Origin of the sequence: Rhizocola hellebori (assembly GCF_016862955.1) — a bacterium.
Lineage (GTDB): Bacteria > Actinomycetota > Actinomycetes > Mycobacteriales > Micromonosporaceae > Rhizocola > Rhizocola hellebori.
The window spans coordinates 74,028-99,751 of sequence record NZ_BONY01000004.1 but is presented as its reverse complement, the minus strand read 5'-3'; the positions used below and the strand labels follow the sequence as shown (position 1 = coordinate 99,751).

The 25,724-nt window shown below is 63.4% G+C and carries 17 protein-coding genes and 2 pseudogenes; 3 read left to right on the top strand and 16 right to left on the bottom strand.

Annotated elements, in window-relative coordinates:
* Window positions 1-46: 46 nt before the first annotated feature.
* The 10 genes and pseudogenes from Rhe02_RS04405 to Rhe02_RS04365 all read right to left on the bottom strand — a co-directional run bounded on the left by Rhe02_RS04405 (window position 47) and on the right by Rhe02_RS04365 (window position 10,711).
* On the bottom strand, window positions 47-484 hold the full coding sequence (locus Rhe02_RS04405; RefSeq protein ID WP_239123349.1) for a BON domain-containing protein: 438 nt from the start codon (window positions 482-484) through the stop codon (window positions 47-49).
* Window positions 485-505: 21 nt separating this feature from the next.
* Window positions 506-715: pseudogene (locus Rhe02_RS50845) on the bottom strand (BON domain-containing protein); the annotation flags it as partial.
* A 263-nt stretch (window positions 716-978) separates the two neighbouring features.
* A complete protein-coding gene (locus Rhe02_RS04400) occupies window positions 979-3,372 on the bottom strand; it encodes a right-handed parallel beta-helix repeat-containing protein (protein ID WP_203906752.1) in 2,394 nt (797 codons plus the stop codon).
* A 141-nt stretch (window positions 3,373-3,513) separates the two neighbouring features.
* A complete protein-coding gene (locus tag Rhe02_RS04395) occupies window positions 3,514-4,293 on the bottom strand; it encodes a cupin domain-containing protein (protein WP_203906751.1) in 780 nt (259 codons plus the stop codon).
* The gene (locus Rhe02_RS04390; protein ID WP_203906750.1) at window positions 4,290-5,201 is read right to left on the bottom strand and encodes a DUF6807 domain-containing protein; all 912 of its coding nucleotides are present in this window, start codon (window positions 5,199-5,201) and stop codon (window positions 4,290-4,292) included. Before Rhe02_RS04390 ends, Rhe02_RS04395 begins: the two co-directional genes overlap by 4 nt.
* Window positions 5,198-6,298 carry a Gfo/Idh/MocA family protein gene (locus Rhe02_RS04385; protein WP_203906749.1) on the bottom strand — a complete coding sequence of 367 codons (1,101 nt, stop codon included), beginning with the start codon at window positions 6,296-6,298 and terminating at the stop codon, window positions 5,198-5,200. The genes Rhe02_RS04390 and Rhe02_RS04385 overlap by 4 nt, the downstream gene beginning before the upstream one ends.
* A gap of 88 nt (window positions 6,299-6,386) precedes the next feature.
* On the bottom strand, window positions 6,387-7,697 hold the full coding sequence (locus tag Rhe02_RS04380; protein WP_203906748.1) for an ABC transporter substrate-binding protein: 1,311 nt from the start codon (window positions 7,695-7,697) through the stop codon (window positions 6,387-6,389).
* A gap of 32 nt (window positions 7,698-7,729) precedes the next feature.
* The gene (locus tag Rhe02_RS04375) at window positions 7,730-8,557 is read right to left on the bottom strand and encodes a carbohydrate ABC transporter permease (protein ID WP_203906747.1); all 828 of its coding nucleotides are present in this window, start codon (window positions 8,555-8,557) and stop codon (window positions 7,730-7,732) included.
* Window positions 8,550-9,395 (bottom strand): carbohydrate ABC transporter permease, encoded by an 846-nt coding sequence (locus Rhe02_RS04370; protein ID WP_239123348.1) that lies wholly within the window; start codon window positions 9,393-9,395, stop codon window positions 8,550-8,552. Before Rhe02_RS04370 ends, Rhe02_RS04375 begins: the two co-directional genes overlap by 8 nt.
* A 275-nt stretch (window positions 9,396-9,670) precedes the next feature.
* Entirely contained in the window at window positions 9,671-10,711 is a 1,041-nt protein-coding gene (locus tag Rhe02_RS04365) for a LacI family DNA-binding transcriptional regulator (protein ID WP_203906746.1), read from the bottom strand.
* A 146-nt stretch (window positions 10,712-10,857) separates the two neighbouring features.
* On the opposite strand from Rhe02_RS04365, the gene Rhe02_RS04360 reads away from it, so the two are divergent.
* Window positions 10,858-11,859, top strand: coding sequence for a LacI family DNA-binding transcriptional regulator (locus Rhe02_RS04360; RefSeq protein ID WP_203906745.1), 1,002 nt, complete (start codon window positions 10,858-10,860; stop codon window positions 11,857-11,859).
* Between the two features lie 631 nt (window positions 11,860-12,490).
* Here Rhe02_RS04360 and Rhe02_RS04355 read toward each other — a convergent pair.
* From Rhe02_RS04355 to Rhe02_RS49620, 4 genes are all read right to left on the bottom strand, one after another.
* Window positions 12,491-13,039, bottom strand: a complete 549-nt coding sequence (locus Rhe02_RS04355) for a tyrosine-type recombinase/integrase (protein WP_203906744.1) — start codon at window positions 13,037-13,039, stop codon at window positions 12,491-12,493.
* 433 nt (window positions 13,040-13,472) lie between these two features.
* Window positions 13,473-13,982: an SMI1/KNR4 family protein gene (locus Rhe02_RS04350; protein ID WP_203906743.1), complete on the bottom strand. Its 510-nt coding sequence runs from the start codon at window positions 13,980-13,982 to the stop codon at window positions 13,473-13,475.
* Window positions 13,983-13,985: 3 nt separating this feature from the next.
* Window positions 13,986-21,701, bottom strand: coding sequence for a polymorphic toxin-type HINT domain-containing protein (locus Rhe02_RS04345; protein ID WP_203906742.1), 7,716 nt, complete (start codon window positions 21,699-21,701; stop codon window positions 13,986-13,988).
* A gap of 53 nt (window positions 21,702-21,754) precedes the next feature.
* A complete protein-coding gene (locus Rhe02_RS49620; protein ID WP_239123347.1) occupies window positions 21,755-22,105 on the bottom strand; it encodes a hypothetical protein in 351 nt (116 codons plus the stop codon).
* A 105-nt stretch (window positions 22,106-22,210) separates the two neighbouring features.
* Here Rhe02_RS49620 and Rhe02_RS04340 point away from each other — a divergent pair, with 105 nt between their 5' ends.
* Window positions 22,211-22,930, top strand: a complete 720-nt coding sequence (locus tag Rhe02_RS04340) for an integrase core domain-containing protein (RefSeq protein ID WP_239123344.1) — start codon at window positions 22,211-22,213, stop codon at window positions 22,928-22,930.
* A 919-nt stretch (window positions 22,931-23,849) separates the two neighbouring features.
* On the opposite strand, the gene Rhe02_RS04335 is transcribed toward Rhe02_RS04340, so the two are convergent.
* On the bottom strand, window positions 23,850-24,278 hold the full coding sequence (locus Rhe02_RS04335) for a hypothetical protein (RefSeq protein ID WP_203906741.1): 429 nt from the start codon (window positions 24,276-24,278) through the stop codon (window positions 23,850-23,852).
* 96 nt (window positions 24,279-24,374) lie between these two features.
* Here Rhe02_RS04335 and Rhe02_RS04330 point away from each other — a divergent pair.
* Window positions 24,375-24,842: pseudogene (locus tag Rhe02_RS04330) on the top strand (ATP-binding protein); the annotation flags it as partial.
* A 247-nt stretch (window positions 24,843-25,089) separates the two neighbouring features.
* Here the strand turns inward: Rhe02_RS04330 and Rhe02_RS04325 are convergent.
* Entirely contained in the window at window positions 25,090-25,239 is a 150-nt protein-coding gene (locus tag Rhe02_RS04325; protein WP_203906740.1) for a transposase, read from the bottom strand.
* Window positions 25,240-25,724 lie beyond the last annotated feature (485 nt).

Below are 25,724 nucleotides of genomic sequence, written 5' to 3'. Positions count from 1 at the left end.
TGGAGCCCGCGTCGTGTAGACGCGGGCTCCTCAGCTGTTCAGCCGGTCAGGAGGTGACGACCAGGTTGTTCTGCACGCTCGTGACGCCCGCCGCGTTCCACACGGTGTGCTCGGCCTCGCGGTATTCCGCGAAGGTGCGCACGTTGCCGCGAAGGACCAGATCATGGCCATTGACATCCACGTTGATCGACTGCGGATCCAGCTGCGCATTGCGCTGCAACGCTGCCACGATCGCGGTCTTTGCCGGAGTTGCCGCGGCCGCCTGATCGAGAACGATCTCGTTCCTGACCGCGGTGATCCCTCTGAGGTTCGTCATTGCCTTGAGCGCCGCATCGCGCTGGTAGCCCCAGGCGACGGTGCCAGACAGGGTTGCCTTGTGGTCATGAACGGCGACCTTGACCGATTTGGCCGGAACGTCGCTGCTCCAGTCGAGCATGTGACGGGCAGCTTGGGTGATGTCGGCATCGGTGGCGTCGCCGCTCACACCCGGGCTTCGCACTGTCATCTCATCGGATATGGCCTTCACACCTCGCACTCGCATGGCCGATCGCTTCGCTGCGAGTTTGTCGTGCAAGCTGGTGACCTCGCCGGACAGTTTCACGGTTCCGCCCTGGGAAGTCACCGTGAGATGTCGCGCCTGGCAGCTGGGGTCATACTGCAGTTCCTCTCTGACGTTGGCCTGAATGTCCTGATCAGTTTGGTGCGTTGTCTGCATCATGTGTCCGACCATGGACCTCATCCCGTTAGGCGCCAGGGGCAATTGATACAAACTAAAATAAATATTTAAAAAATTAAAAATTGCTCATATTTATTGTGAAATCGTCTCCCTGCCGCGTGTGCCAAACCATTGAGTTCGAGCTACGCCAGCATCGGAAAGTCGAGCGGGCGCAGCGCCTAACGCACGGATTTCGACAGGTCAACATTCTGCTCATTCGAGTCCCGCTCGGGCGCCGGGCACAGACCCGGCGCCCTTCCCGTCTAGGCGGCTACGGAGATCGCGATGTCGTCGATGACGACACTTCCGAAGTTCGAGCTGTTGGCGTAGTAGTCGATCTGCGCTACCGCAGGCAGCGCATTGCGGAAGGTGCTGTTGTCGAGTACCAGCACCCCATCGAGGTAGAGGTCAAACGTTTGGCCAACCGTGCTGATCACCGCACGCAGGTTGTACCAGCGCCCTGGTGTGTAGGAGCCGATGGTGACCAGCGTGGTACCGGAATAGGCCTGAATGTTGTTCTTCGTCATCGCCAGGCTGACGGCGTTGACACCGTTGGAGCCGCGAATGTATGGAATGGCGAAGTAGTCGTTGCCGGATACCCAGGCGGACTCGCGCATGACGTTGGTCTCGATGGTTACGGTTCCGGTCAGTGGTGTGCCGAAAGTCTGCGAGACGCTTGTGCTGCCGCTGTTGGTGGTGCGCGTGATCCGCACGCTTTTGTCGGCTGCGCTTGGCACGGCCACCACCGCGACCGAGCCGCCCGCGCTGTTGACTGTCAGGCCGTCGGTTCCGCTGGCGAGTGTTCCAGTCGCGAGGGCGTCGAACGTGTGCCGCATTACGTCCGGCGTGGGGGGAACTGGCGTGCCCCCGGGCTGTTCAAAGGCACCGATGTCAGCGGTCCCGTTGTAGAGCGTGTTGCCCACGTAGTCACGGCCCCCGTTGCTGGTGACGTTGACGCCGGCGTTGACGGCCGGCGAGTTGGATGGCACCTGCAGTTCGTGGGCGGCGGCGAGGGCCGGCCCGGTGGCTGCGGTGCCAGATGGCGCGTTGATGGGAGCGGATACGAACTGTGGGTTAGCGACAACAGGTCCCGGCTCACCACTTGGCCTTGTGAGGGTCGCGCCGCCGTAGAGGTTATGGCTGTATGCAATCGACGAACTCGTCGAGATCGTGGCATTGGCCCTGGTCGAATACAGGATGTTGTTGGAGATCGCGTAGCTGCTTGACAGGTAGGTCCCGTAGCCGTAGATGAGGTAATTGCTCGCGTCGTTATATAGCGTGTTGTTGTAAATCTTCGCGCTGGCCGCGGAATCCGAGTGCAGGTAGATCTGGTAGCGCGTGTTGCTTGTGATGACGTTGTACCGTAACACGACGTTGCCGAAGGCGAACTGGCACAACAGAATACCGTCGCCATTGCCGTGAACGTAGTTGTATTGAATGGTCTGGGCGGTGGTTGCCTTGTCTGCGTCGATACCGTTGGAATCGGCTCCACCCGCTTTCTGCGAGGTACCAAAGACTTCGTTGAACTGGATCGTGACATTGTCAGCGAAGTAGGTCTCGATGCCAGAGGTCCCGGTCTTGTCGACGACGTTGCGTTCGACCGTGGCACCCCGGACGTCGGTGAGGTAGATGCCGTTGCAGCCGTATGCGGTACCAGCCTGGGTGATGTAGTTGTTGCGGATCACGAAGTTGGTGTGGGGCTTAAAGTTGGTGTCGCCGGCGTTGGCGCGTGTTCCCCAGCCGACGGAGACCGCACCTGAGTTGGATCCGGTGTACTGCTTCACGACGATTCCGGCGAATGAGGTGTTGGAGATCGTCGAGTTCTGGATGACGACGTTGTTGAGGATCGTCGGATTGGCTGGCGGGGCGCCGATATTGGGGACGGTTGTGTCGAAGACAATGCCACCGGTCCTCTTCGACGCGTCCCAGCCTGTCTGGAAGGTGATGCCGGGTGCGTTGTCAGCGCGGTCGCCGCCGATCCAGTTGACCTGACCGCTGACGTCATGCACGTTCACGGTATCGATGATGAACCCGTCAAGAGTTTGGCTGTTGTCGCCGCTGACATGGATACCCCGGAAGTCACCCAGGTTCGCGCCGGGGGTGCCGCTCGCGGGGACGGTGTTGGTCACCTCGATGTTACGGATCGTCCAGTACTCCTGATTAAACAGCCGCACAGCGTCGGCGACTCCGCCGGCACCGTTGATGCGTGGTTTGTTTCCGGTGCTGTAGGAATCGATGACGATCGGCGAGCCGCTGACACCCGAGCCTTTCGGCCAGAGCTGTCCGGTCCAGACGCTGCCGGCCTTCAGCAAAATCCTGTCTCCGCTGCCGAAAGTTGTTGAGTTGATTTTGCCGAGACTCTTCCAGGGGTGTGCTTGGTCGAGACCGGTGTTGGTGTCGGCGCCGGCTACAGCGTCCACATAGTAGGTGGTGTTGGCTGCCAGGACCGGTGTTACGGCAAACAGGGCCATGCCACCGACGATCAACGCGGCAACTGGCGCGACGAGATGGCGCAGGGCGGGGGGTCGTGAGGGCACTGGGGACATTGGTGCGCTCCTTTGTGGGTGGACCGATGCACAGGACTGAGCACTCGTTCGTCGCCGGCTGAACCAGGACGACGAACATCGAGGGCCCGCGAACCCGGGCGGCTCGCGCAAGCCATCGGAAAACGTATTCCATCATACGGATACGCGACATTCAACGACGACTTTGCTTGACGCGTAACGATGTCGAGGCGAGGACATGCCTCATTGCCGCGACAGTCCATTTAGGACCTTCGCGGCGAGTGTCCCGTTTGGCTATTGAGAGTGGGCTGACTGTGGACGCGCCGGGGCCGACAGTCCGGCCAGGACGAGGGGGTGGGCGACATCGTGGGTGTACAAGCGCCCACACATGCCCCAACGGGCTGTATCACTCGGCGGGGCCGCGAGTAGAACGGATTGGCTCAGGTGCTGGCCATCACCGCGTTCGAGGGCGGCGAAGACCTCCTCGGTGCGGCGGGTCTCTCGCTCAACGGTCTCCTGCCAAGTCGCTCGCCAATCGGCTAGCCGGGGACGCACCAGTGCGGCGGCGCTGTCATACAGGTTCTGCAGTGGCGAGAAGTCCCCGCCTGCCGCACTAGCCACCAGTCGCTGAAAGCCATCTACGGCAAGATCACGCCGCAGCCGGACTGCCTCGTCCAGCACGTCCGGGGAGACGTCTGCCGGCAGAGCAGCGGCAGCCGCGTAGCGGGCAGGGTCGGCGAGGATCTCGGGCGGGAACGTCATGATCGCATCGCCGGCTTCGGGCAGCCCGGCGTTCTGCATCACGACGACGATCTGCAGGTCACGGTAGTTGATGGCCCGATGGATGGTGCCCGGAGTGAACCATACGGCCGAACCGGCACGCAGCACAGTTTCGTGGAATCCGGAGGCATCAAGGGTCTGCAGCGCGCCTTCGCCTCCGGTCACGACATACGCCTCGGCGGAGGCGGTGTGCAGATGCGGGGTGCCACCGGCTAAGCCGTCTGCGCACTGCCCCGAGTAGACAGAAAGTCTGGTCACCGATGTCCCGCCGGGAAACGAAGGCAGGCTGCTCATTCTCGCTCCAGGACGAGGCGGCCTTTGCCGGCCAATGCCGCCGTGCCTTCCGTACCGTGGTCACCGGTGGCGACGACGACGGCGTATCGGAACCTGACCGTCTGACCCTGCTCAAGCGGGAGTTCCTCACTGAAGAACGGCGCCGGGCACAGGCAGGCGAACTCTTCGCTCCGGGTAAACCACTGCGGCGGATGCTGCGGGTTGGCCGAATCGTCAATCATGACGATGGTCGACGATCGCCCATTCTCGTCATGGCGGCCGCGAAAGGCGAACCAATCCGCGCGGGTACCGCGAAGGTCGTCGGCACCCGTGCCTGCCGGTGACTGGACCGTGCCGCCGGTGAACGACCGTGGCCCACGCCAGAAAAGACCACCATAACCGGCATTCTCACGACCTTTGGTGGTGGGCGATCCGATGTTCAACGTCGCACCGGACACATTGGACATGGCGGTCTCGAAGATGAGCACCCAGCTGGCGGCATCGAGGACCGCGGCTGCCAGCCTGCGGTGTTCGTCGATAACCTTTTGCCCATCCTGTGAGATCCAGTCGAGACTGTGCGAGACGTCCGCGCGATCTGAAGCGGCCGACAGTCCGGTCATCTCACGATGTACGGCGCTGCCGTTGTTCTCCAGCTGCACGTAGCTGCTGCCGTGAACGTAGGTTGGCCCGCCCCAGAAGTTGTGCTCACCAACATGTGGCAGAGACCAGGCAATCCCCTTGTGCCAGACGTGGTCGTGCGGGCGGAACAACGACACGACGTCACCGGCGAGGGTGCGTATCGGGTGCAGGTAGGGCTTCGGTGACTCCAGGCGTGCGGTTTCAGGGGCGTACACATAGGTGAATAGCGGAACATCGCCAGCTCGGACGTCAACCGACCTGCCTAGTGCATGATCGACATGAATAGTCATCGGGTGGTCACTGCTTGCCATGGGGTTCCTGTTCCGTTCATGCGCTGAGCAAAGGGGCTGTCCGGGCCGATCTGTCCACTTTGGATACGTTCCCCGGTGAACGCGGATGCGTATAGGGCAGCAATAAACTCCAGTGTGCGGCGCGTGTCGACGAGCGTCACCGGTGGTGGCACCCCCTCGTCGAGCGCGTCAAAGACGGCGGCGAGCTGTCCAGCGTGCCCGCTCATGGTTTCGGTAAGCGACGCAGCCCATCTGGACTCCACCACGGAGTGCCCAGGAGCCGCTGTCACGGTCCAATTCGCATCGGTGTAGCCGTAAAGATGTTCGAGCTCGATCGTGGCGTACTCGAAATCGAAGCGCAGCACGGAGGTCTGCCGTGGGGACACCACCGAGTTGACGACTGACGCCACGGTGCCGTCGGCGAATGTCACCAATGCCATCGACACATCTTCGGTCTCAACGTGACGAGCTCGCCTGGCGGCGACGGCCGCTACCGACTCCCACGGCCCGAGTACCGATAGCAGCAGGTCGAACTGGTGTATGCCATGGCCCATGGTGGGGCCACCGCCCTCGGTCTCCCAGCGCCCGCGCCATGGCACGTCGAAATAGGCGTCATCGCGGTACCACTGCGTGGCACAGGTCGCCAGCAATGACCGTCCGAGGTGACCCGCAGCGGCCATCTCTCGCAACCGGACCGCGCCCGCACCAAACCGGTGCTGCAGAACGGTGGCAAGATGCGCCCCGGTTTCCCGCGAGGCGGCAGCGAGCATGTCGAGTTCAGCGAGCGACAGTGTCGGCGGCTTCTCCACCAGAACCGTGACTCCGGCCCGAAGACACTCGAGCGCCAGCGGGGCGTGTGAGGAGGGCGGGGTGCACAGATGAACCACGTCCACCTGCGCATCCTGCAAGAGCTCCGTCACATTTGGATATACCCACGGCACCTCCCATGTCTTGGCGAATGCGCGAACCCGATCGGGGTCCACATCGACCGCTGCGACCAGCAAAGCACGCCCGTTGTGCTCACGCAGTGCCTGCGCGTGGGCAGTGGCGATGCCTCCGGTGCCGACGATCGCCATCCGGTATTTAGGCTCAGGCATGACTTACTACTGCTCCTTTGTATCTCTGTACGGCTCGGGTGCGCCCGCCGGACAACAATGGCGAACGCACCGGTCGCACACGAAGAGGTTAGGCGGCGGCGTTGATCTCGGCCTGAAGTTCAGCGATAAACTTTTCGGCCGCCTGCTGTGGTGTGGCCCGCCCGAACAGCACGTCTTCGGTGTGGCGCTTGAGGATCGCCTCGACGTTACTGGCTCCCTTCGGCGTAACCCGTGGCGGCTTGCCAACCTTGATCGCGTCAAGATAGTCGGCTGCGGCTTTGTCCGTACCGGTGAGTTTCGCCGCGATCCCGGCCCGGATCTTCTTGTTGGCCGGTACGCCACGGTCGGTCAGGAGAATGTCGGCGGCTTCCTGACTGTTGGCAAGGAAGTCGACGAAGAGCGCTGCTTCAGCAGGGTGCTTGGACCGGGACGAGACCGACCAGAACATGGACGGCTTGAAATACGCGCCCGGCGACGCGGCCTGGGCATCGCCCGGCAGCTTGAGCAGCTTGAGGTTCTTGCCACTTGCCTTGGTCAGGGAGGTGAGCTGGGTGTTCCACCATGTGCCGAAGACTGAGTTGTTGGTGGCTGTACCGGACTTGTCGAGGCCGGCGCTGGCGCGCTCGATAGTCACCGAGGGGGCAGGCGCGATGCCGTCCTTCGCAAGGTCGGCCAGGTACTGCCAGTACGCGGCGAGCGCTTGCGGTGGGACGACGACCTTGCCGTTGTCGTCGTAGAGCGACGCGCCGGCCTGCCGAGCCCAGATGTTGACGCCACCGACGTCAAAGCCCCACGACTGCACGCCAGTTACCTTGCCCCCACTGGCTTTGGAGATCTGTGCGCCCAGGTTCTTGAGATCGTCCCAGGTCCATTTGGAGTCGTCCGGCAACGCGATGTTGTACTGCGCGAGCAGGTCAGTGTTGACAACGACTGAGTAGGCGGCCAGGCCAACGGGAAGGGCGTATTGCTTACCCTTGACCACCCCCGTGGCCAGCGCGTTGGGATCGAAATCACCGGTGGTGAGGTATTTGCTGGCGGTGCCGAGGTCGAGCAGGGCGCCGCGTTCGGCGTACGAGGCTAGGTAAAGCTCGTCCATCTGAATGAGGTCCGGCGCATCGTTGGCTGCAACCGTCGTGGCGAGGCTGTCCCAGTAACCGTTCCAATCCTTGAACTCACCCTTCACCGTGATGGTGGGGTGCGCCTTCTGGAACAGGTCGATAACCTGCTGGGTGCGCTGGTGGCGGGCATCCGCACCCCACCAGGTGAACCGGAGGGTGACCGGGTCTTTGGACAGCTCCTCGTTGGCATTGCCGCCGTCTTTGCCGCACGCGGCGAGGGCGGCCGAAGCGGTCGATAAGACAGCCAGGGCGAGAGCTGACCGGCGTGTGTATCGCATCATGTGCCCTTTCAAAAGGTTGTGTTTAAGGGGAACTACTTGATTCCTGTCGTCGCGATGCCCCGGATCAGGTACCGCTGGCCGATAAGGAAGGCAAGGAAGATCGGTACCAGCGAAACGACGCTCATGGCGAACATCGATCCCCAGGAGGTGTCGACCGTGGCGTCCACAAAGGACCGCAGGGCGACGGGAACGGTGTACATATCAGGATCGGTGAGGTAAATCAGCTGGCTGAAAAAGTCGTTCCAGGTCCAGATGAAGGTGAAGATGGTGGTCGTGGCCAGCGCCGGCACCATCAGCGGCAGGATGATCCGCAAGAAGATCCGCGGATGCCCCGCGCCGTCAATGCGTGCCGCTTCGTCGAGTTCGCGGGGCAGCGCCCGGATGAACTGAACCATGAGGAAGACAAAGAACGCATCGGTGGCGAGCATCTTCGGGATGATCAATGGGAGGAACGTGTTCACCCAGCCGACCTGAGAGAACATGATGTACTGCGGCACGATGATCACATGGATCGGAAGCATTATTGTGCCGAGCATGATGGCAAACCAGATGCGCTTGCCGGTGAACTCGAGCCGCGCGAAGGCATAGGCCGCCATCGAGCAAGACACCAGGTTACCGATGATGGCGCCGAGCACAACGATCGCCGAGTTCACCATGTAGTGCCCGAAGGGCGCGGCCAGCGCATCCCAGCCCAAGGAGTAGTTCTGGACTTGAAGGCCGTCAAGCACGAGGCCCGGGGTTCGGAATATCTCGTTGCTGGGGCGAAGCGAGCTGACCACCATCCACAGCACCGGATAAAGCATGACCACGGCGAGCAGAAGGAGGAAGGCATGCCTGAGAACAGCGCGAAGGTTAGTCATCGTAGAAAACCCAACGCTTGGCGGCCCAGAAGTTGACCGCGGTGAATCCGGCGATAATGACGAGCAGCAGCCAGGCGAGCGCCGAGGCGTACCCCATGTCGAAGTTGTTGAATCCGCGCTGGTAGAGATAGAGCGTATAAAAAAGCGTCGAGTCGGACGGTCCGCCGCTACCGCCGGAGACCACGAATGCCTGGGTGAATGATTGAAACGCGTGGATCACCTGCAGCACCAGGTTGAAAAAGATGATGGGCGACAAGAGCGGAACGGTGATCTTGCGGAATTGCGTCCACCTGTTGGCCCCGTCGACTGCTGCGGCCTCGTAGTACATGACCGGGATCTGCCGTAGCCCGGCGAGGAAGATGACCATCGGCGCGCCGAATGTCCAGACGTTGAGCACGATCAGCGTCGACAGTGCCGTGCTCGGATCGGATATCCAGCCTCGGCCCTGCACACCGATCAGGCCGAGAACCTGGTTGACCATTCCCTCCGCGCCGAAGATCTGCTGCCACAGCACCGCAATCGCCACGCTAGAGCCAAGCAGCGACGGAAGGTAGAACGCCGAGCGATAGAACGACAGCCCGCGCAGCCCCCGGTCGAGCAGGAGCGCTAGACCCAGCGCACAGGCCAGCTGCAGTGGCACAGAAACCAAGACGTAGGTAAATGTGACGCGCAGCGCCGAGTGCAGACGTTCGTCGGACAGCATCCGGTTGAAGTTGTCCAGGCCGTTGAACTCCGGTGGCTGAATCAGGTTGTAGTCGGTGAATCCGAGCACAAGCGAGACAGCGATCGGGCCGGCGGTAATGAGCAGCAGCCCAGCGAACCAAGGCAGCAGGAACAAGAACGCGGCTTTGTTTTCTCGCTTCCGCGGCGGACCACCGCGAGAAGCGCGGAGCCGCTGAAGCTCGCCCAGAGCGGTCACACGACCCTCCCTCACATGCACATAAGAGCAAGACACCGGCCGGCGAACTGGTCGGGAAAACGTATTCCGCAGTCTGCATCCAGACGGGGAGCGACGTCAAGAGTTTCAGGCGTGTGACCGGAGGATCTCGCGGTGAAGTTGTCAACGAGTGGCCAACGGTACGACATTGGCACCGGGTATCCGGGTGCGCGACCTCAGCGCGAGCGAGACACCGTGCTGTCTCTCACAATGAGCGTGCCCTGGACCGTCTCACGCACCGGAGAATCGCCGGCGGGAGACGCCAATGCAAGGCGGATCGACTCTGCGCCGATCTCGGCCAGCGGCACCGCGATGGTGGTCAGCCGGGGTGTGACGTCCACCGCCAGCTGAATATCGTCAAAACCCGTCACCGACACATCCCAAGGCACATCGACCCCACCGGCACGGCAGGCAGCCAGCGCGCCGATCGCGATGACGTCGTTGGCGGCGATGATGGCGTCGGTATCGCCGATCCCTTCATCAAGCAACCGGATCGTCGCCTCGTAGCTGCCCTGCCGGCTGACCTCACAGTTGACGATGCGCACATCTTGGGCGTCCACGCCGCCGCCCAGCATGCCCTCGACAAAACCCGAGGCGCGGGCCGAAACGTTGGCCCTGTCACGCGTGCCGGCGAGGATGACCGCCCGTCGATGGCCAGTCGACGCCAGGTAAGTGCCCATGAGCCTGGCAGAGCCTCGATCGTCGACACTGATCGAGTCGAAGGGCATGTCTGTGTCGCCGAAAATGACGACGCGGCCGCCCTGCTGCTCGTAGGCCAGCAGCTCGTCGAGGAGCCGGCCATCCAGCACCTTGGCCTGGATCCGGCTGGAGGTCAGCACGAGAGCCCGCGGACGCAAAGCGCACAGGGTACGTACGGTTTCGTACTGCCGCTCCGGCACACCGCGGGTGGAGGAGACGCTGACGAAAGCACCGATGGTGCGCGCTTGCCGCTCCATCGCGGCCACCACGAGCCCGATCGATGGCGTGGTCAGGTCGTCTGCCACTAGGGCGATAGCGTCACTTTTGCGGCGCATCGCACGCGCCGACACGTCGGAGGTGTAGCGCAACGCCGCGGCCGCGGCAAGTACCTTGCGCTCAAGCTCCGGTGCCACCGCCCGCGAACTGCCGCCAAGCACCCGCGACGCAGTCGCCACCGATACGCCAGCGGCCGCGGCCACATCGCGCAACGTGACAGTCGGCCTCGATGAATGCGGCACGCCAGTGGTTTCCTCTCGAACCGCACAGCATTTGACTACCGAAAGAGGGCAGCGCCAAAAGGATAGCCTGCCGCAGTGGCACAATCGGCGCCATGGACAGTGCGCCCCGCGCGAGCACGAGCCGCAAGCCCGTGACGCTGCATGATGTGGCACGCGAGGCCGGCGTCTCGTACGCCACGGCTTCGCGCGCACTCAACGGCAGCGATCGCACGGTCCGCGCCGAAAATGTGACCCGCGTGCACGCCGCAGCCCAAAAGCTCGGCTACGCACCCCACCTGTCGGCCCAGGCCATCGCCAGAGGCTCCACGAGCACCGTCGCCCTAGTGGTCAGCGACGTCGATGACCCTTACTTCTCCTCCATCGCCGCCGGTGTCACCGAAGCCGCAGAAGCCGCGGGCCTCATCGTCACCATGGCGGTAGCCGACCGCTCCCCCGAACTCGAACTACAAATCGTCCGCAGCCTGCGTGGTCAGCACCCGCGCGCCATAGTCATTGCTGGAAGCCGCATTGACGGCACCGGCACCCGCGACGCGCTCATCGAAGAACTTGAGATGTACCACACCACAGGTGGCCGGATCGCCGTGATCAGCCAGAATGATCTGCCCTTCGGCACGCTCGATATAGACAACCATGGCGGCGCAAAACAGCTGGCGCTCGCACTGGCCGAACGGGGCTACCGGAAATTCACCATCATGCATGGTGACGACACCATCCGCACCTCGCACGACCGCCGCACCGGCTTCATCGACGGACTACGCCAGGCCGGCATCACCAGATGCGGCGCGATCGAGGTCGCCTTCACCCGCGACGGTGGCATAGAAGGAGCCCGAACTCTCGTCGCGCAAGGATTGGGCGAGATTGAGGTCATCTTCGCCGTCAACGACATGATGGCCATTGGTGCAATGACAGCCTTCCGCGATGCAGGGCTCACCCCAGGAAAGGACATCGCGGTAGCAGGATTCGACGACATCGGCTCGACGATGGACGTAGTGCCGGCCCTCACCACCGTCCGGGTGCCGCTGCGCGAGATAGGCCTGAGGGCCTTACAACTCGCCCTTTCCGGCGAAACCCCAAGGCTCGTCATCATTCCCACTGAAGTCGCCATCAGGGAAAGCACACCCACGCGATCCAGCGAGCGGATTCTATGAACTAACGAGCGGGAATGTCTGTGTTTCATGAGGCGGTTGTCGATATCTGTAGACCTCGGGCGCGCGGGAATTTCGCCCACCGTCTTGCCAATCCTTTAACAGCTACAGTGCCCAATTGCGACACGACATGCTAGGCGAAACCCTTTCCATCGATCCAGCCTGCGACGCTCCTCTAGGCGCGACACTGCCGCATACCCCAGCGGATTAGCCGCTGGCAGCACTATCGCGCCTGTTGCCCCGACCCCATTGGTCGACGTTTCTCCGTCACCGTGGCCGACGCAGCTGCGCAGCACCGGCAATTGATCGCACGGCACCGCCTCACCTCGATCGTTGATCTGGAGGGTTATCAAATCCGCCACATGTGCATTTCCCCCGGTCTCGCAATAGAAATAGGCCTATGGTCGAACCCTTTCCGTGGGCCGATCGTCGGAGGGTCGTGGGAGGGAACGGTCCGGAATAGACCGCTCGGGGCCAGAACCGACTGGGATAGAGCTGAAATGAATCAGCAGGCCAGCGGCACTATCCAATCCCGACCGGGATAGTCCAGGACAATAGCCGTGTAACTTCCAAACTGATTGCGCGGGTTCGATTCCCGTCGCCCGCTCCAAATGTGAAAGCCCTGGTGAAGGACCTAAATCCTTCCAATGCTTTCAATGTCCCTACCTCCTGAATTTGCCTTCGTGCGATTAGCGTGCGAATAGCTGACCGGAACCAGCGCTCCCGCCGATCCATTGTCGTCACTGTCGTCATCGTCCTCGGTCATCTGCTCAGCTAGCCGTTTGTCGATGCCCGCCGCGATCTCTTTGTCCCGCCTCTGTGTGGCGTGCTGATAGATCAGCGCCGCCCGCATGCTCGACTGTCCAAGCCGGTGCATCATTTCCTTAGTACTGGCTCCGGCATCGGCCGCTAGAGAGTTGCCGAAATGGCGAAGGTCGTGGAAGTGGAATCCTGCCGGAAGGCCGGCACTTTCGACCGCTTCCGCCCAACAGACCGCCCGATGGAAGCTGCTCGACCGCATCGGCGCGCCCTTGGTCCCCTTGAACAGCAGCTCTTCTCGGTCGTCACTGAGCATGTTGTGCGTGAGGTGGTGCCGCATGACCTCGGTCGCGGCCGAGGGCAGGTTCACCGTTCGCTTGCTGGCCTCTGACTTGGGCGGCCCGATCACCAGCTTGCCCCGCAACGCTAACCAGGTTGCGATGCACCTTCACCGTGCCCGCCGCCAGGTCGAGGTCACACCGTCGTAGCGCCGCCAGCTCACCCCACCGCAGACCTGAATAGGCCGCCAACATGATCAGTGCGTAGAACTGAGCAGGCATCTCCTCCGACAGCGCCCGGACCTCCATCAAGGTCGGAGTATGCCGCTCCGGAGTGTGGTATTTGTCGAACCCCTTGATGCGGCAGGGATTCGACCTCAGCAGCTCATCCTCTTTGACAGCCGTGTTGAACACCGCCCGCAGCAGCCGATACGCCTTGACCTGTGGGGCTCGTTAATCCGGATTCGTCGCTGTGACGTGCGGTTTTGTGCGCGGTCCAGGGCTAGCCTGCTGACCGTCCCACCAATCGCAGGTAGCTCGACCGGATTCGATTGCCAACCCAGGGCTCTAGCAGCCCCCTCACTCGCTGGAGTTGTCGATGGCGTCGTAGGCATCGCCTTTGGACACGAATCTGGGGTCCTCCCAAAAGACGTATTGCCCGCGCGATTTGACGAGCTGCTCAAGCAATTCCGTAAACGAGTTAGCGAGGACCGCACTGTTGCCAACTAGACCGTGAACCTCGACATCGCTGTCGTAGCACCAACCAAGACGACTCGCGCCTAGGTCAATGCTAATTAGAGCGTTGCTATCGCCGCGTTGTCTCGCTATTACAAACCACGTTGAGGTGATGTCATCTTCGACCTGTTCGCCGATGACTTCCAAGTTTGTTGGAATCATTTGGTGAGCGCCAACAATCACCCAAACGAATGGCGCGTCTTGAAATAGAACAAGGCCGCCGCAGGCCTCGTAGAATTGCCTAAGATCGTCTGGCAATGTGAGCGACGTCTTTCCCATCTGATCGACAGGTTGCGCGAAGACACAGGTCGGGTCCTCGCGCAACCCTGCGACAAGCTCATGCAACTGGCTCACTAGTCACTGCCCTAGGCCGTATATATATCTATTGAATTCAGCGTAGTAAGCATTTCGCGTTGTCTGCGAGACGCCTGCCGCATCAAACATCCGTTCGGACAAATTGAATGCATCCCGGGGACCTACGGTTGTCCAGTCCACCTTTCCGCCGACGCGCTTTCCTGTCATCCCTTCAAGCCAATCACGATAGACGACCTTGGTCGCCGCGTGCTCAGCCGGGGCCAACGCTACCGTCGTGCTTCCGGCGGCGCGGCTCGTGTATCCAGGTACGTTGTGTTTCGCCCATACATCGAGTACGCCGTGATGATTTTCAAGGCCCGCATGCGTGGGCCGATAGGGAACCACGTCACCACAATTGTGTACCAGGACGGGCGTACTGCCAGCGACGACGTAGTAGGTATGGAAATCTGCGACCGTGAGGTTGTTGGCTTGCACCGTGGCGGTACGGTTGGCGACCTTCTGGACGATGACCCGCTCGCCGTCGGCGGTGCGCAGGAGGTCGCCCACTTCGAGGTCCTCGGCGTCGACCCACGTTCCTTTGCCGGCGTCCCAGAACGGGTGCTCGGTGGTCGCCGTGATGGTCTCGCCGTGGATAGTGATGTCGACGAGTTTCTTGACGCCCTCGCCCTCGATCAAATCCGTGACGGCCCGGGCGCCACTCTCACCGGTCTGCGGGTCGGTGGCAAGCACCTGGTCACCCCACTTGATGTCCTCAATCGGCTTGGTGGTGCCGTCGGCCATGAGCACAGGCGTGTCGGAGGTGAAGCTGTTGCAGGGACGGGGGGTTCTGGCGATGTCGTCGATGAGCGCGAGTTCTGCACCCATTCCGGCGGTGATCACGTTGAGCGCGCCGCCTAGGAAGGCGTCGAAGCCCACCTGGCTCCAGTCGACCTTGCGACCGGACAGGCGCTGCATGCCGAAGCTCATCGCGCCGCCGATCAGCGCGCCCGAAATGAAGGAGATGGCGATCGGAATCAGCGCAGCCAGGAACGCGAAGGTGCCGTTCGGGTCGACGAGGTTGGTGGGATTGTTGGCGGTGTAGGCGTAGAGGTTGGCGCCGCCGGCATAGCCGAGGGGGTCCTGGCTGATGAACCGTTGCAGGCCCGGGTGGTAGTAGCGGGCCCGGTGGTAGGACAGGCCGGTGCCGTCGTTTTCCCGGCCGGTGTATTGGAACGGGTTGTCGTCGGCGGCGCCGCTGGTTTCGGTGGCGCCGAACGGCTCGTAGGTGTACTCGGTCGCGGGCGGGCCGGTATCGCCGGCGAGGCCGACGGTGCTGCCGAGTGCGTCGGTGAGGTAGCTGGTGGTGTTGCCGGTGTCGTCGGTGCGCGTGTAGAAGGCGTCGGTGCCGCCGGTCAGGAGGTTGGCGGTTGGGGTGGTGCCGTTCAGCTCCTGAACCGGGGTGTCACCGTCGTGCAGGTAGCCGACGGTGGTTCCGTTGACAGTCTTGGCGATCCGCCTTCCCAGAGCGTCATAGGCGAATGAGGCGGCGGTGCTAGGCCCGTTGAGGCCGGTGAGCTGTCCGCGGGCGTTCCAGGTGTAGGTGGTACTGCCGTCGCTGGTCAGGTTGCCGTCGGCGTCGTAGGTGTAACTGGCCGCGCCGAGGGTGGTGAGCTGGTCGGCGGCGTTGTAGAGGGATCCGGTGAACGGGTCGGGGATGGCGGTCCGCGCGTAGCTGCCGCCAGCGGTGGTGCGCCGGCCGAGGCGGTCGTAGCCGTAGGTGATTTCGCCCAGCGTGCTGGAGCCGCGCAGGTAGGTGATGCTCGTGAGCTGGCCGGCATCGTCATAGGCGTAGGCCTGGCTGACTCCGGTGGGGAGGCTGAGCGTGGTCGGCCGCCCGGCAGTGTCATAGGCGTAGCCGACCACCTGGTCACCCTTGGTGATCGAGGTTGGCTGGCCGGCGTGGTTATAGGCGTAGGTGACCACAGGTTGCCCAGCGATCTGCATCGACGTGCGACGGTTGTCGTCGTCGAAGCCGTAGGTGATGGTGCCCTGTGGTGTGACCTCCTGGACAATGCGGTCACGATCGTCGGGGGTCAGCACGATCGCGCCAGCCTGGGAATCGACGATCCCAACCAGACGGTTGCCGGCGTCGTAGGTGTTGGTCACGGAACTTTCGCTCCCGGCCCCGGTTACGCCGTAGCTGGTGGTGATGAGCCGGTCCAGCTCGTCGTAGCCGAAGGTGGTGACCGTGCCGCTGCGAGCGGTGAGCGTCGTGAGCCTGCCCGCCGGGTCGTAGCCGTACCGCGTGATGTGGCCCAACGGATCGGTGTAGGTGTCCATCCGGTCTTCGGCGTCGTATGTCCATATCGAGGTGTGTTCGTTTGCAGTGCGGCTCAACAGGTTGCCGTTGTCGTCGTACACAAATGTGGTGGTGTGTTCAAGCGGGTCGGTGACGGTGGTGGGCTGGTTTCGCTGGTCGTAGGTGAATCGGGTAGCCATCCCGAGGGGGTTCCTGCTCTCCAGCACCCGTCCGGCGGCGTCGCTGAACAGGTGGGTGGTGCGGCCGAGCGGGTCGGTCGTCGCGACCAGGTCGCCGAGCTGACAGTGGAAGGTGGTGGTATTGCCGAGCTGATCCGTCGTGGTGGCCACCTCGCCGGTCGGGGTGTGGGTGAAGGTCACCCCCCGGCCTTCCGGGTCAGTGATGGTGGTGAGGTTGCCGTCGACGTCGTAGGCGTAGGCAGTGGTGTGGCCCAACGGATCGGTGGCCTCCGTGATCTGGTTGAACGGCCCCCCGTACACGGTGGTGGAGGTCACCGGGTGATCGGTGCCGTCGAAGGCGGTGACGGAGGTGACGTTGCCGAATCCGTCATGGGCGTAGGCAGTTTCGCGGCCGAGCGAATCGATGCTGCGCGTGACGAGGTTGCTGCCTGGCTGGCGAACTAGCGTCTTGGTTTGCTCCTTGTCGGTGTCGACGGCGTAGGTATCGCTGATAGCGAAGCCGTTGGCGTTGTAAATCACTCGGCGCACATGGCCATTGGGGTCGGTGACGCGGGTCGAGACGACCCTGTCCGCGTCGAGGGTGTAGACAAACTCGATCACTGAGTTTCCGGGGAAGGTCTGGCGCTGCACCCGTCCGTTGCCGTCGTAAAGGTTCGTCAGGTAGGTGATGCCGCGCGGGTCGGTGATCGTGACGACCTGGTTGGCCTCGTTCCACCCGTATGCGGTGATCTTTCCGGCGGGGTCGGTGACGCTGACCAGCCGTGCCCGGCTGTCGTAGCCGTATTCGACCACCCTGCCGAGGCTGTCCTCGGCCCGGGTGACACGGCCGCCTCCGGTCAGCTTGATCCACTTTCCGTTGGGCGAGGTGATCCTCGTGATGGAGCCCGCGCTGGGGTTGCCGTTCGCGCCCGTACGGGTGATGGTGATCTGGTTGCCGTGGCGGTCGCGGATCGCCTGCAACGGGGTGGTGTCACCGAATACGTAGGTCATGCCGTCGCGTCGGGTCAGGTTCCACCCGTTGCCGTTCCAGCTGAGCGTGGAGTGGTACCACTCGTTCGGTGAAGTGGTGTTGAGGAAGACCGCGTCGGAGAAACTTTCCCCGGCCGAGATTCGCTCGTAGTGGACCTTGCCGCCGTCGGCGAGCACCAGGTCGGCCTCCTGATACTGCTCGGCCGACTGCAGGAAGATGCCGTAGTTGAAGTTCTGGCCGAAACCGAAGGCCCGGATCGAACCGTCGGCCTGCCGGTAGGTACGGCTCAGCGAGATCGGCATCACGTCGGGCAGGAACAGGTCGGTGTGGGTGTCGACGAACAGCCCTGTGCCCAGGTCGACGGGGTCGCCGCTGAGCCAGGCGAGGAAGTCCGGCAGCGGCCCGGTGCCAGGCCCGTTCAGCCCGGGAGTGTTGATCATGGCACCGGTGAACTCGTACACCCGAACGCCGGGGTCGGGGACGACCTGGCGGCCGTCGGCGGTGACCGAGCCGTGCCCGTAGACGTGCCAGCCGCGCCCCTCCGGGTCGTAGCTCCAGAACTCCACGCGGGTTCCTGGATCCAGATGGGTGTAGTTCGGGTACACGATCCGGGCGCCCTTGGGGAACACGTAAGACCCGCCCGGCTGCACCGTGAAGTAGATCGGCACGATGATGTGCTCGGGCAACGGGAACGGCGGCCGGTCGACCGGGATCGCGGTGATACCCAGCTCGGTCACGACACGACCGTTGGTGTCCTTGACGACCGAACCGGCCGGCAAATGGACTTCCAGCCCGGGAATCCGCGGGGTCGTGATCACTACTTCGGTGGTGGTGGGTGAGGGGAAATGGACGGTGTTGTGGACATCGATGCGGGTGAGCCAGATGGGATAGGGCAGCTCGGTGGTGCCCCCGGCGGCTATGTCGACGCCGATCTCATAGGTGCCGTAGCCGCCTCGCTGGCTGCCGGTGACATGGCCGTCCACGAGTAGCTCGTGGTGGCCGGCCGATAGCCCGGTGAGCAGGAACCGGCCGTCGGCATCGGTGCTTGCGGTGGTGTCATCGATGCGGACGCTTATGCCGTTCAGCGGCCGGCCGGCCAAAGTCTGGACGTGACCGGCCAAGGCCGTCACGCCGCGCGGTGTGCGCTGGGCCGGCGCCTGCAGGTCATCCGGGCTGGACAGGCGGGTCCGCCAGTCCTTCCCGGCGAGGTTGACCACGTCCGGGGTCCACGCGTCATCCGGGCTCGCAGCCAACTCGGCCGACGCCAATCGCCAGGCTCGCATCGCCAGCCACTCATCGTGCTCGGAGAACTCCTCGACGGCGGGCTGAGCTGACCGATCCTCGGTCGCGGTGCCGATGGCGTTGACAGTCGGCCTCAGCGCCACGGTGGTTGAGCCGGTCTGGCCCGCGACCGGGTCGACCAGAATCTCGTAGGTACCCGTCACCGCCAAGGCTGCCAGGGCAAGGGTTCCCGTTCCAGTCATGTTCCGGGTGATCATCGCCGTGCCGTCCGGCTTGAGCACACTGAGCGCGATGAAGCCGCCGAAGGTCGTGCCACTGAGCGCAACGGTCAACGATTGGCCCGCCGTGCCAGCAAATTGGAGCCGGGCGTTCTGCCCGGGACGTCCCAAGGCGACCACGACGCCGACGCCACCGATGGCGAGGACGCCTGCCTCCACATCGGCCGACAGCGTCACCGTCACCGAGCCGGTCTTCGCCAGCTGCGGGTCGATCAGCACCACGTAGGTCCCAGTCACCGGCAGCACCGGCGGGTCGACGTCAGGGACCGTGCTACTCAACAGCTTCGGCGTGACCAGCACCGTCCCGTCCGGCTTGAGCACGCTGAGGAAGTAGGAGCCGCCGAATGTCACAACGGTGCCCGCCAAGCTCAACCGCTGCCCGGCCGTCCCGTCAAACCGCACCCGTGCGTCCTGACCCGGACGTGCAACCGTAACCACGGTCCCCGCCCCGGCAGCATCGACGGTGCCGGCATCTGCCTCGGCCGAAAGCGTTACCGTCACCGAGCCGATCCGGGCACCGACCGGGTCGATTAGAACCTCATACGTTCCGCTCACCGGCAGGAGCGGAACGTCGATGTCGGCTGCGACACCGCTGACCGATGCCGGAGACATCAGCGACGTCCCGTCCGGCTTCAGCACGCTCACCCGGTAGCTGCTGATAGTCGCGGCGGTCAAGCCCATGCCCAGGCGCTGCCCGGCTGTTCCCTCGAACCGCAGCCGCGCGTTCTGACCCGGCCGGCTGATCGTGACCCCGATCCCGGGGTCGGTTGTGGACAGCAAGCCGCTGTCCAGATCGGTTGAGAGGGTGACCGTGGCTGTACCCGTGCGAACGCTCACCGGGCTGACGAGAACCTCGTAAGTCCCGGTCACCGGCAGGACCGGCAGATTGATGGAGCCCTCTCCAGAGAGGAATTCGACCTGTACCAAGGCCGTGCCATCGGCCTGGAAAACGTTGACCGAGGAGGAGCCGGTGAACCACACTCCCGTGAACCCCAGGCCCAACCGCTGCCCGGCTGTCCCGTCAAAGCGCAACCGCACGTTCTGCCCCGGCCGGGCAACCGTGACGACGGTTCCCGGGCCGGTCGTGGTCAGCGACCCGCCGTCCAGCTCCAGCGACAGCGTGATCGTGGCGACCCCGGTGCTGCCCGCGGCCGGGCTGAGGAACATCTCGTAGGTCCCGGTCAGCGGCAGCTCCGGTAGGAGCAGCGTGGTTGAGAAGGCCAGCGGGAAGTAGGTGAGAGGTTCACCATCCGGCTTGATTACGGTGGCACTGAGGCTGGAGCTGTAGGTGGAGGCCGTGATTCCGAGGGTGAGCAGCTGCCCCGCGGCGCCGTCGAAGCGCAGCAATGTGCTCTGCCCGGGCCTGGCCGACGAGACCGCGACCCCGGGGCCGGCCGGGCTGATCGATCCCAGGTCGGTCGGTGTGGAAAGGCTGACCGTGAATGACCGCAGGGTGATCCCCGAGTCGACGACCACCTGGAATCGGCCCGCCTGGGGCAGCGGATCCAGTGCCACCGTTCGGTTTCCGGTGAAGTTCGCCGACGAGAAGACTGCCTCGCCGTTGGGCCACAGGACGTTGAGCGTCACCGAGCCGCTCGCGGGGGTATTGCCCGACAACGCGACCGTGTAGCGCTCCCCGGCATTGCCGTCGAAGACCAAGCGGGCCCGCTGGCCCACCCGAGAGATGGCGACGGCGTTGCCAGGCGCAGTCGGCGTGAGCGTGCCGGCGTCCAGGTCTTGCGACAACGTCGCGACAATCGAGCCCGTCGCGGCCTGATCATCCGGGTCAACGACGACCTGGTAGGTCCCGGTCGCGGGCAGCGGCGGCAACGGCAGGCTGGCACTGCTGAAGACCGAGTAGGCCCCGCTGAATTCGACGCCGCTGAACTCGGCCCCAACCGGCTGGTAGAAGCGGACTTTCACATTGCCCGCAATGGTCTTACCGGTGAACGCCAGACTGAGCCGCTGCCCCACCTCGCCGTCAAAGCGAAGCACCGCAACCTTTCCAGGCGTGCTGACCGTCGCGGTCGCCGTCGCCCCGCCCACCACCACTCGGGTGGTCGTGCTCACCTCGGACAGGGCGTAGACACCGGGCGCGACGCTGAAGTCCTCAGCGCTGACAGCAACGCCTGCGCTGGTGCGCACCGCAATCGTTCCAGCGCCTACCTTCGGCACCTCGACCGTCAAGCTGGTTGAGGTGGCGGCCGTGACCTTCCCGCGGGCCGCCTGATTGAACAACACCGTGTTGCGGGTGGGATCCGGGTCGAATCCGGTGCCGCTAATGGTGACGACGGTCCCCTCGCCGCCGCTCGCCGGCGAGAACCCGCCGATGGTCGGCGCGCCGGCGGCCTGCTCCACCGTGAATGGCTGGATGCTGGCCGTATTGCCGGTGGGGGTCGCCACGGCGACCGTGCCAGACGCGGCCCCAGCCGGCACAGTCACCACCAACTGCGTCGGGCTGGCCGAGACGATCGCAGCGGCCGTGCCCGCGAACGTCACCGTGTTGTCGCTGGCGGTCGCGCTGAATCCGGTGCCGCTGACGACCACCTCAATGCCCACCGAACCTCGGCTTGGCGTAAGGCTCAGGACCGAAACCTGCGATGACGGGTACCGGTTGATGCTGGTCAGGTTCCCGGCCGCGTCGTAGGCGTAGGCCGCGGTGTCACCGGCCGGATCAGTAACGCCGACCAGGCGCGCGGCGTCGTCGTACGCGTACCGGATCGGCTCCGCTCCCGGCACGGCAACGGCCCGCACCATCGGGACGGGCAAACCGAGCACACCAACAGTCAAGACAAGCAGCACAGCGAGCGGCCTGCGAGTATGGCCAAAAGGCCGGCTGACATTCACGACAATCTCCCCCAGACAGTCGACTGCCCGCTGGCAGACACACCAATAGGTTCAGGGATCTGTTGCGGCTCAATGAACGTGTACCTGTCCACTGTGGATGCAGCAGCGAAGGTGTTGTACCCATACCAGCTGCCCTTGCCAATAAGCACACACTTCTGCCGGGCATGACCGATGCCGGTCACGCGACAGTCGACGTGCAGCTCAATCACGCCCAACAACCGGATATCAACAGTCATGCGCCCATTGGGGCGCTCCGCACGAGCGTCGTCTGCGTACTTCGACTCACAGCCGCCTGTCGGGTACCTGCCTATGGGTGTCAGACGCTCTGCCAGATAGGACTTTGCCATGACAGGACTCCTTCGGTCGGACTGTCCCGCGTAGGATCCTCAGCACCGTCATGGTCACGTCATGGCGGCATCACGGAAGACCGGAGCGCTCGCAGCGTGTCCGGCGTGGTCGCTCAGGCACGCCCCGCCCATCGGCTGACTGCCGATCTGACATCCCACCTGGGCGTCGGCATCGGGGCCGGTTCCGGCTGGAAGATCCTGAGCCAGGCCGGGGTCGACCCAGCACCCCGCCGGGCCGGACCTACCTGGCGGCAGTTCCTGACTGCCCAGGCACACACGATCCTGGCCTGTGATTTCTTCACGGTCGACACGGTGTTCCTCAAAAGGATCTACGTGCTGTTCTTCATCGAACTGGCTACCCGGCAGGTCCACGTCGCCGGTGTCACCGCACATCCCCCTGGCACGTGGGTGGCGCAGCAAGCCCGCAATCCGCTAATGGCTCTGGACCAACGCTTCGGCTGGCTGCGGTTCCTGCTGCGTGACCGGGACGCGAAGTTCACCGCGGCGTTCGACAGGGTGTTCACCGCCGCCGGTATCGACGTTCTCCGCACACCACCTCAGGCGCCAAGGGTGAACGCCTTCGCGGAACGCTGGGTCGGCACGGTGCGGCGCGAGTGCACCGACCGGATGCCTATCGTCGGCGAACAGCATCTGTCCAGCGTCCCGACCGAATACACCGCCCATTACAACGGCCACCGGCCACACCGATCGCTGGGCCAGCAACCACCAAACCCACCACCACAAGTCATCGACCTCACCGCCGCACGGATTCAGCGACGCCCGATCCTCGGCGGGCTGATTAACGAATACACGCAGGCCGCATAACCTAAACCCGGTTTTACGAGCCCGATAGGCAAGACCGCGAAAGGCGCGGCGCTGCTTGCGCTGTCTTGGATGGGTGTCAATGACCTGTACAACGACCTCCACGGTTATGGGAGGCAGTCCAAAATGGCTATATGGATACGGATACAGTGGAAGAGTGCGTAGGCGCGTCCGCTGATGCCTGACGCTCGCGCAAAGAACTGGGTCATCAGCATGGCGTCCGGGTTCTTCGTGGCATGGATATTCTACGCAAATCATCCTGATAACGTGGCTGCTCGAGTACTCGGTGGCGGCTTCATGGCCGCAACTGCGGTGATGTTGTTCCTGGAGTTGTGGCGCTGGCGCGAAAAGAGGCGAAACATGCCGAAGCATCGGTCCCATCCCGAAGACTAGACTGCGACGGCACTCACGGCTGGCTCGGCGCCAAACAACGCTCCACCGATACCCTCGGCGGCATCACGGAGCCACGTCGATCGTCCAACTGTCTTTGCCCGTCAATCCGATCCGGAGCTGACGCCGCCTATCCGATTGGCCGGCGTTGCTCGAAGAAGCAGGCGTGTCGCACGCCTTCCTCTACAACCACCCCGACTTGCGCAGCCGCATCGAGCACCTACGCGCACAAACCCAACCCGCACCTGGCCAACGTATCCAACCCAACGAGAACGACACCCTCGTCCTGGTGCTCACCACCCAGATCAGCCAGCTCAAAGCGCGGCATCGCCAAGAAAGTCCAAGCCCTCGAAGCCGCCCTGGCACAAACCCACGGCGAACACCTCGACCTCCGCCGCGAACTCCACCGGCGCGGCTGGACCAGACAAGATCATCCCGGCACCTCGCCAGGATGATTTTCTCTGGCATCAAACGGACGAAACTGAGCACGAATCACAGCGCCGAGCTGCGCCAGCCCAACAGGAGCCTCACATCAACCCGACGCTTTGCGCGTCAACTCCACGAACTTCGCACGGAGCTCCAACGCAGCCTCACCGAGCACGACATTGCTAAGCAGCAGTTCCAGGATCACACAGTCGTACTCCTCATCGTCATTTCGATAACGCTCCTGGTCGCGCTCCACCACGGCTTCAGTAATCCGCCAACTGCCTTCCTCCACCCGGGCGAAGGTCGCCTCGAATATCCCGTAACCGGTCCAGCTCCGATACAGAAAGACGACATTTCCCTCGACCAAGACGTCCCACTTGTCATCCATGTCCCGGGAGCAGTAACCCAGCTGGATGCGCGCCCAATCCTCGTCGGACCACCTCCGGCGCGGCACCGACGGCATCGGCCGACGAACCGAGATGGGCTGGAGCCGACCGGCAAACATTGACCGGATCACGCGTTCGTCATCGGGCATGCCGCGATCCTACGGACGCCGCGCTGCTCAACGTCCTAGCAAACCCTGTCACTGCCATATCAACACCGGCACAAGCTGGGCAAACGAACGCAGAAACTCGCTCCACCTCGGATAACAAGCGGAATCGGTAAAACCCACCTGGCCATCGGCCTGGGTGTCAAAGCCACTCAAGCCGGCTACTCGGTGCTGTTCGACACCGCCAGCAACTGGATCACCCGCCTCAGCACGGCACACAAGGCCAACGCCCTGGACGCCGAATTGAAGAAGATACGCCGCTACAAACTGATCATCATTGATGAAGTCGGATACATCCCGTTCGACCAGGATGCAGCGAACCTGTTCTTCCAGCTGATCGCGTCCAGATACGAGCAAGGCTCGATCATGGTCACCTCCAACCTGCCCTTCGGCCGCTGGGGCGAGGTCTTCGGAGACGAAGTAGTCGCCGCCGCGATGATCGACCGGCTCGTCCACCACGCCGAGGTGCTCACCCTCGCCGACGACTCCTACCGCACCAGGCAACGACGCGAGCTCCTCGCCAAAGAGAACCGCGCCAGCAACGCATGACCGCCCAGGGGGCAATTTTCAGGAATCCGTGAGTGATCAATTTTCGGGAAGCGTTGACATGTGTCCGTGGGCGTTATCTGCAGCTTCGGCGGATCTGGGCGCAGATGCTTGCGTCGCCGTTGAACGCACACTCGACCGCCTTGCATACGTTGTGGATCAAATGCCATCGGTCGGTACCTGGATCGCGTTTCCGCCGCCCGTGAGGCACCGTCAGCGAAGTAGGCAGCCCGGTCGCGGCAGATCCATGTCAACGCCGGGATGGGGCGGTCAGCCACGCGGCGAGCGTGTCAGCGTCGCGGTCCGGGAGCACATCCACCGGAAGCGAGGTCTCGATGTCGACCAGAAGGGTGTTGCAGGTGTGGCCCTTGCGGACGGCGAAGTCGTCGACGCCCAACACTCGCGGAGCTGGCTGCCGCGGTGCGGGGATCCTGTGGATCGGCCGGACGGGTGCACCGGCACCGCGAGCTTGTCGGCCAGCCGGGGACCTGCTGGCCCGTCCAAGCCACCGCAAGCCACTCGAGCGTCCCGCGTCGGCCAGTTGTCTGCACGTGACGCCATCCTCCACACGCGAGTGCCGGGCCTTCACGGCCGTTCCGATTCGGCCCGGATTCCCCCGCCGTATCCATCCACTCGGGATAGTCGGCGGCAGGCAGATAAGTACCCCACCTTAAGGAGGCGCGGCCAGTAGGCAAGTTGCCAGTCCATTTCGTCGTGTACGCGTTGCCGCCTCGCACGCTGAACGCGGCACATCGAACCACGTCTCTCAAAAGGGAGGCCTATGAGGAGAATGCTGGCCCACGGCACCAACTCTCTTCGCGGCAATAGTTCTGCCCGCCACGTCAGCGGCAGCTGTTAGCCGAGGTGGCTGCCGACCCAGTGAAA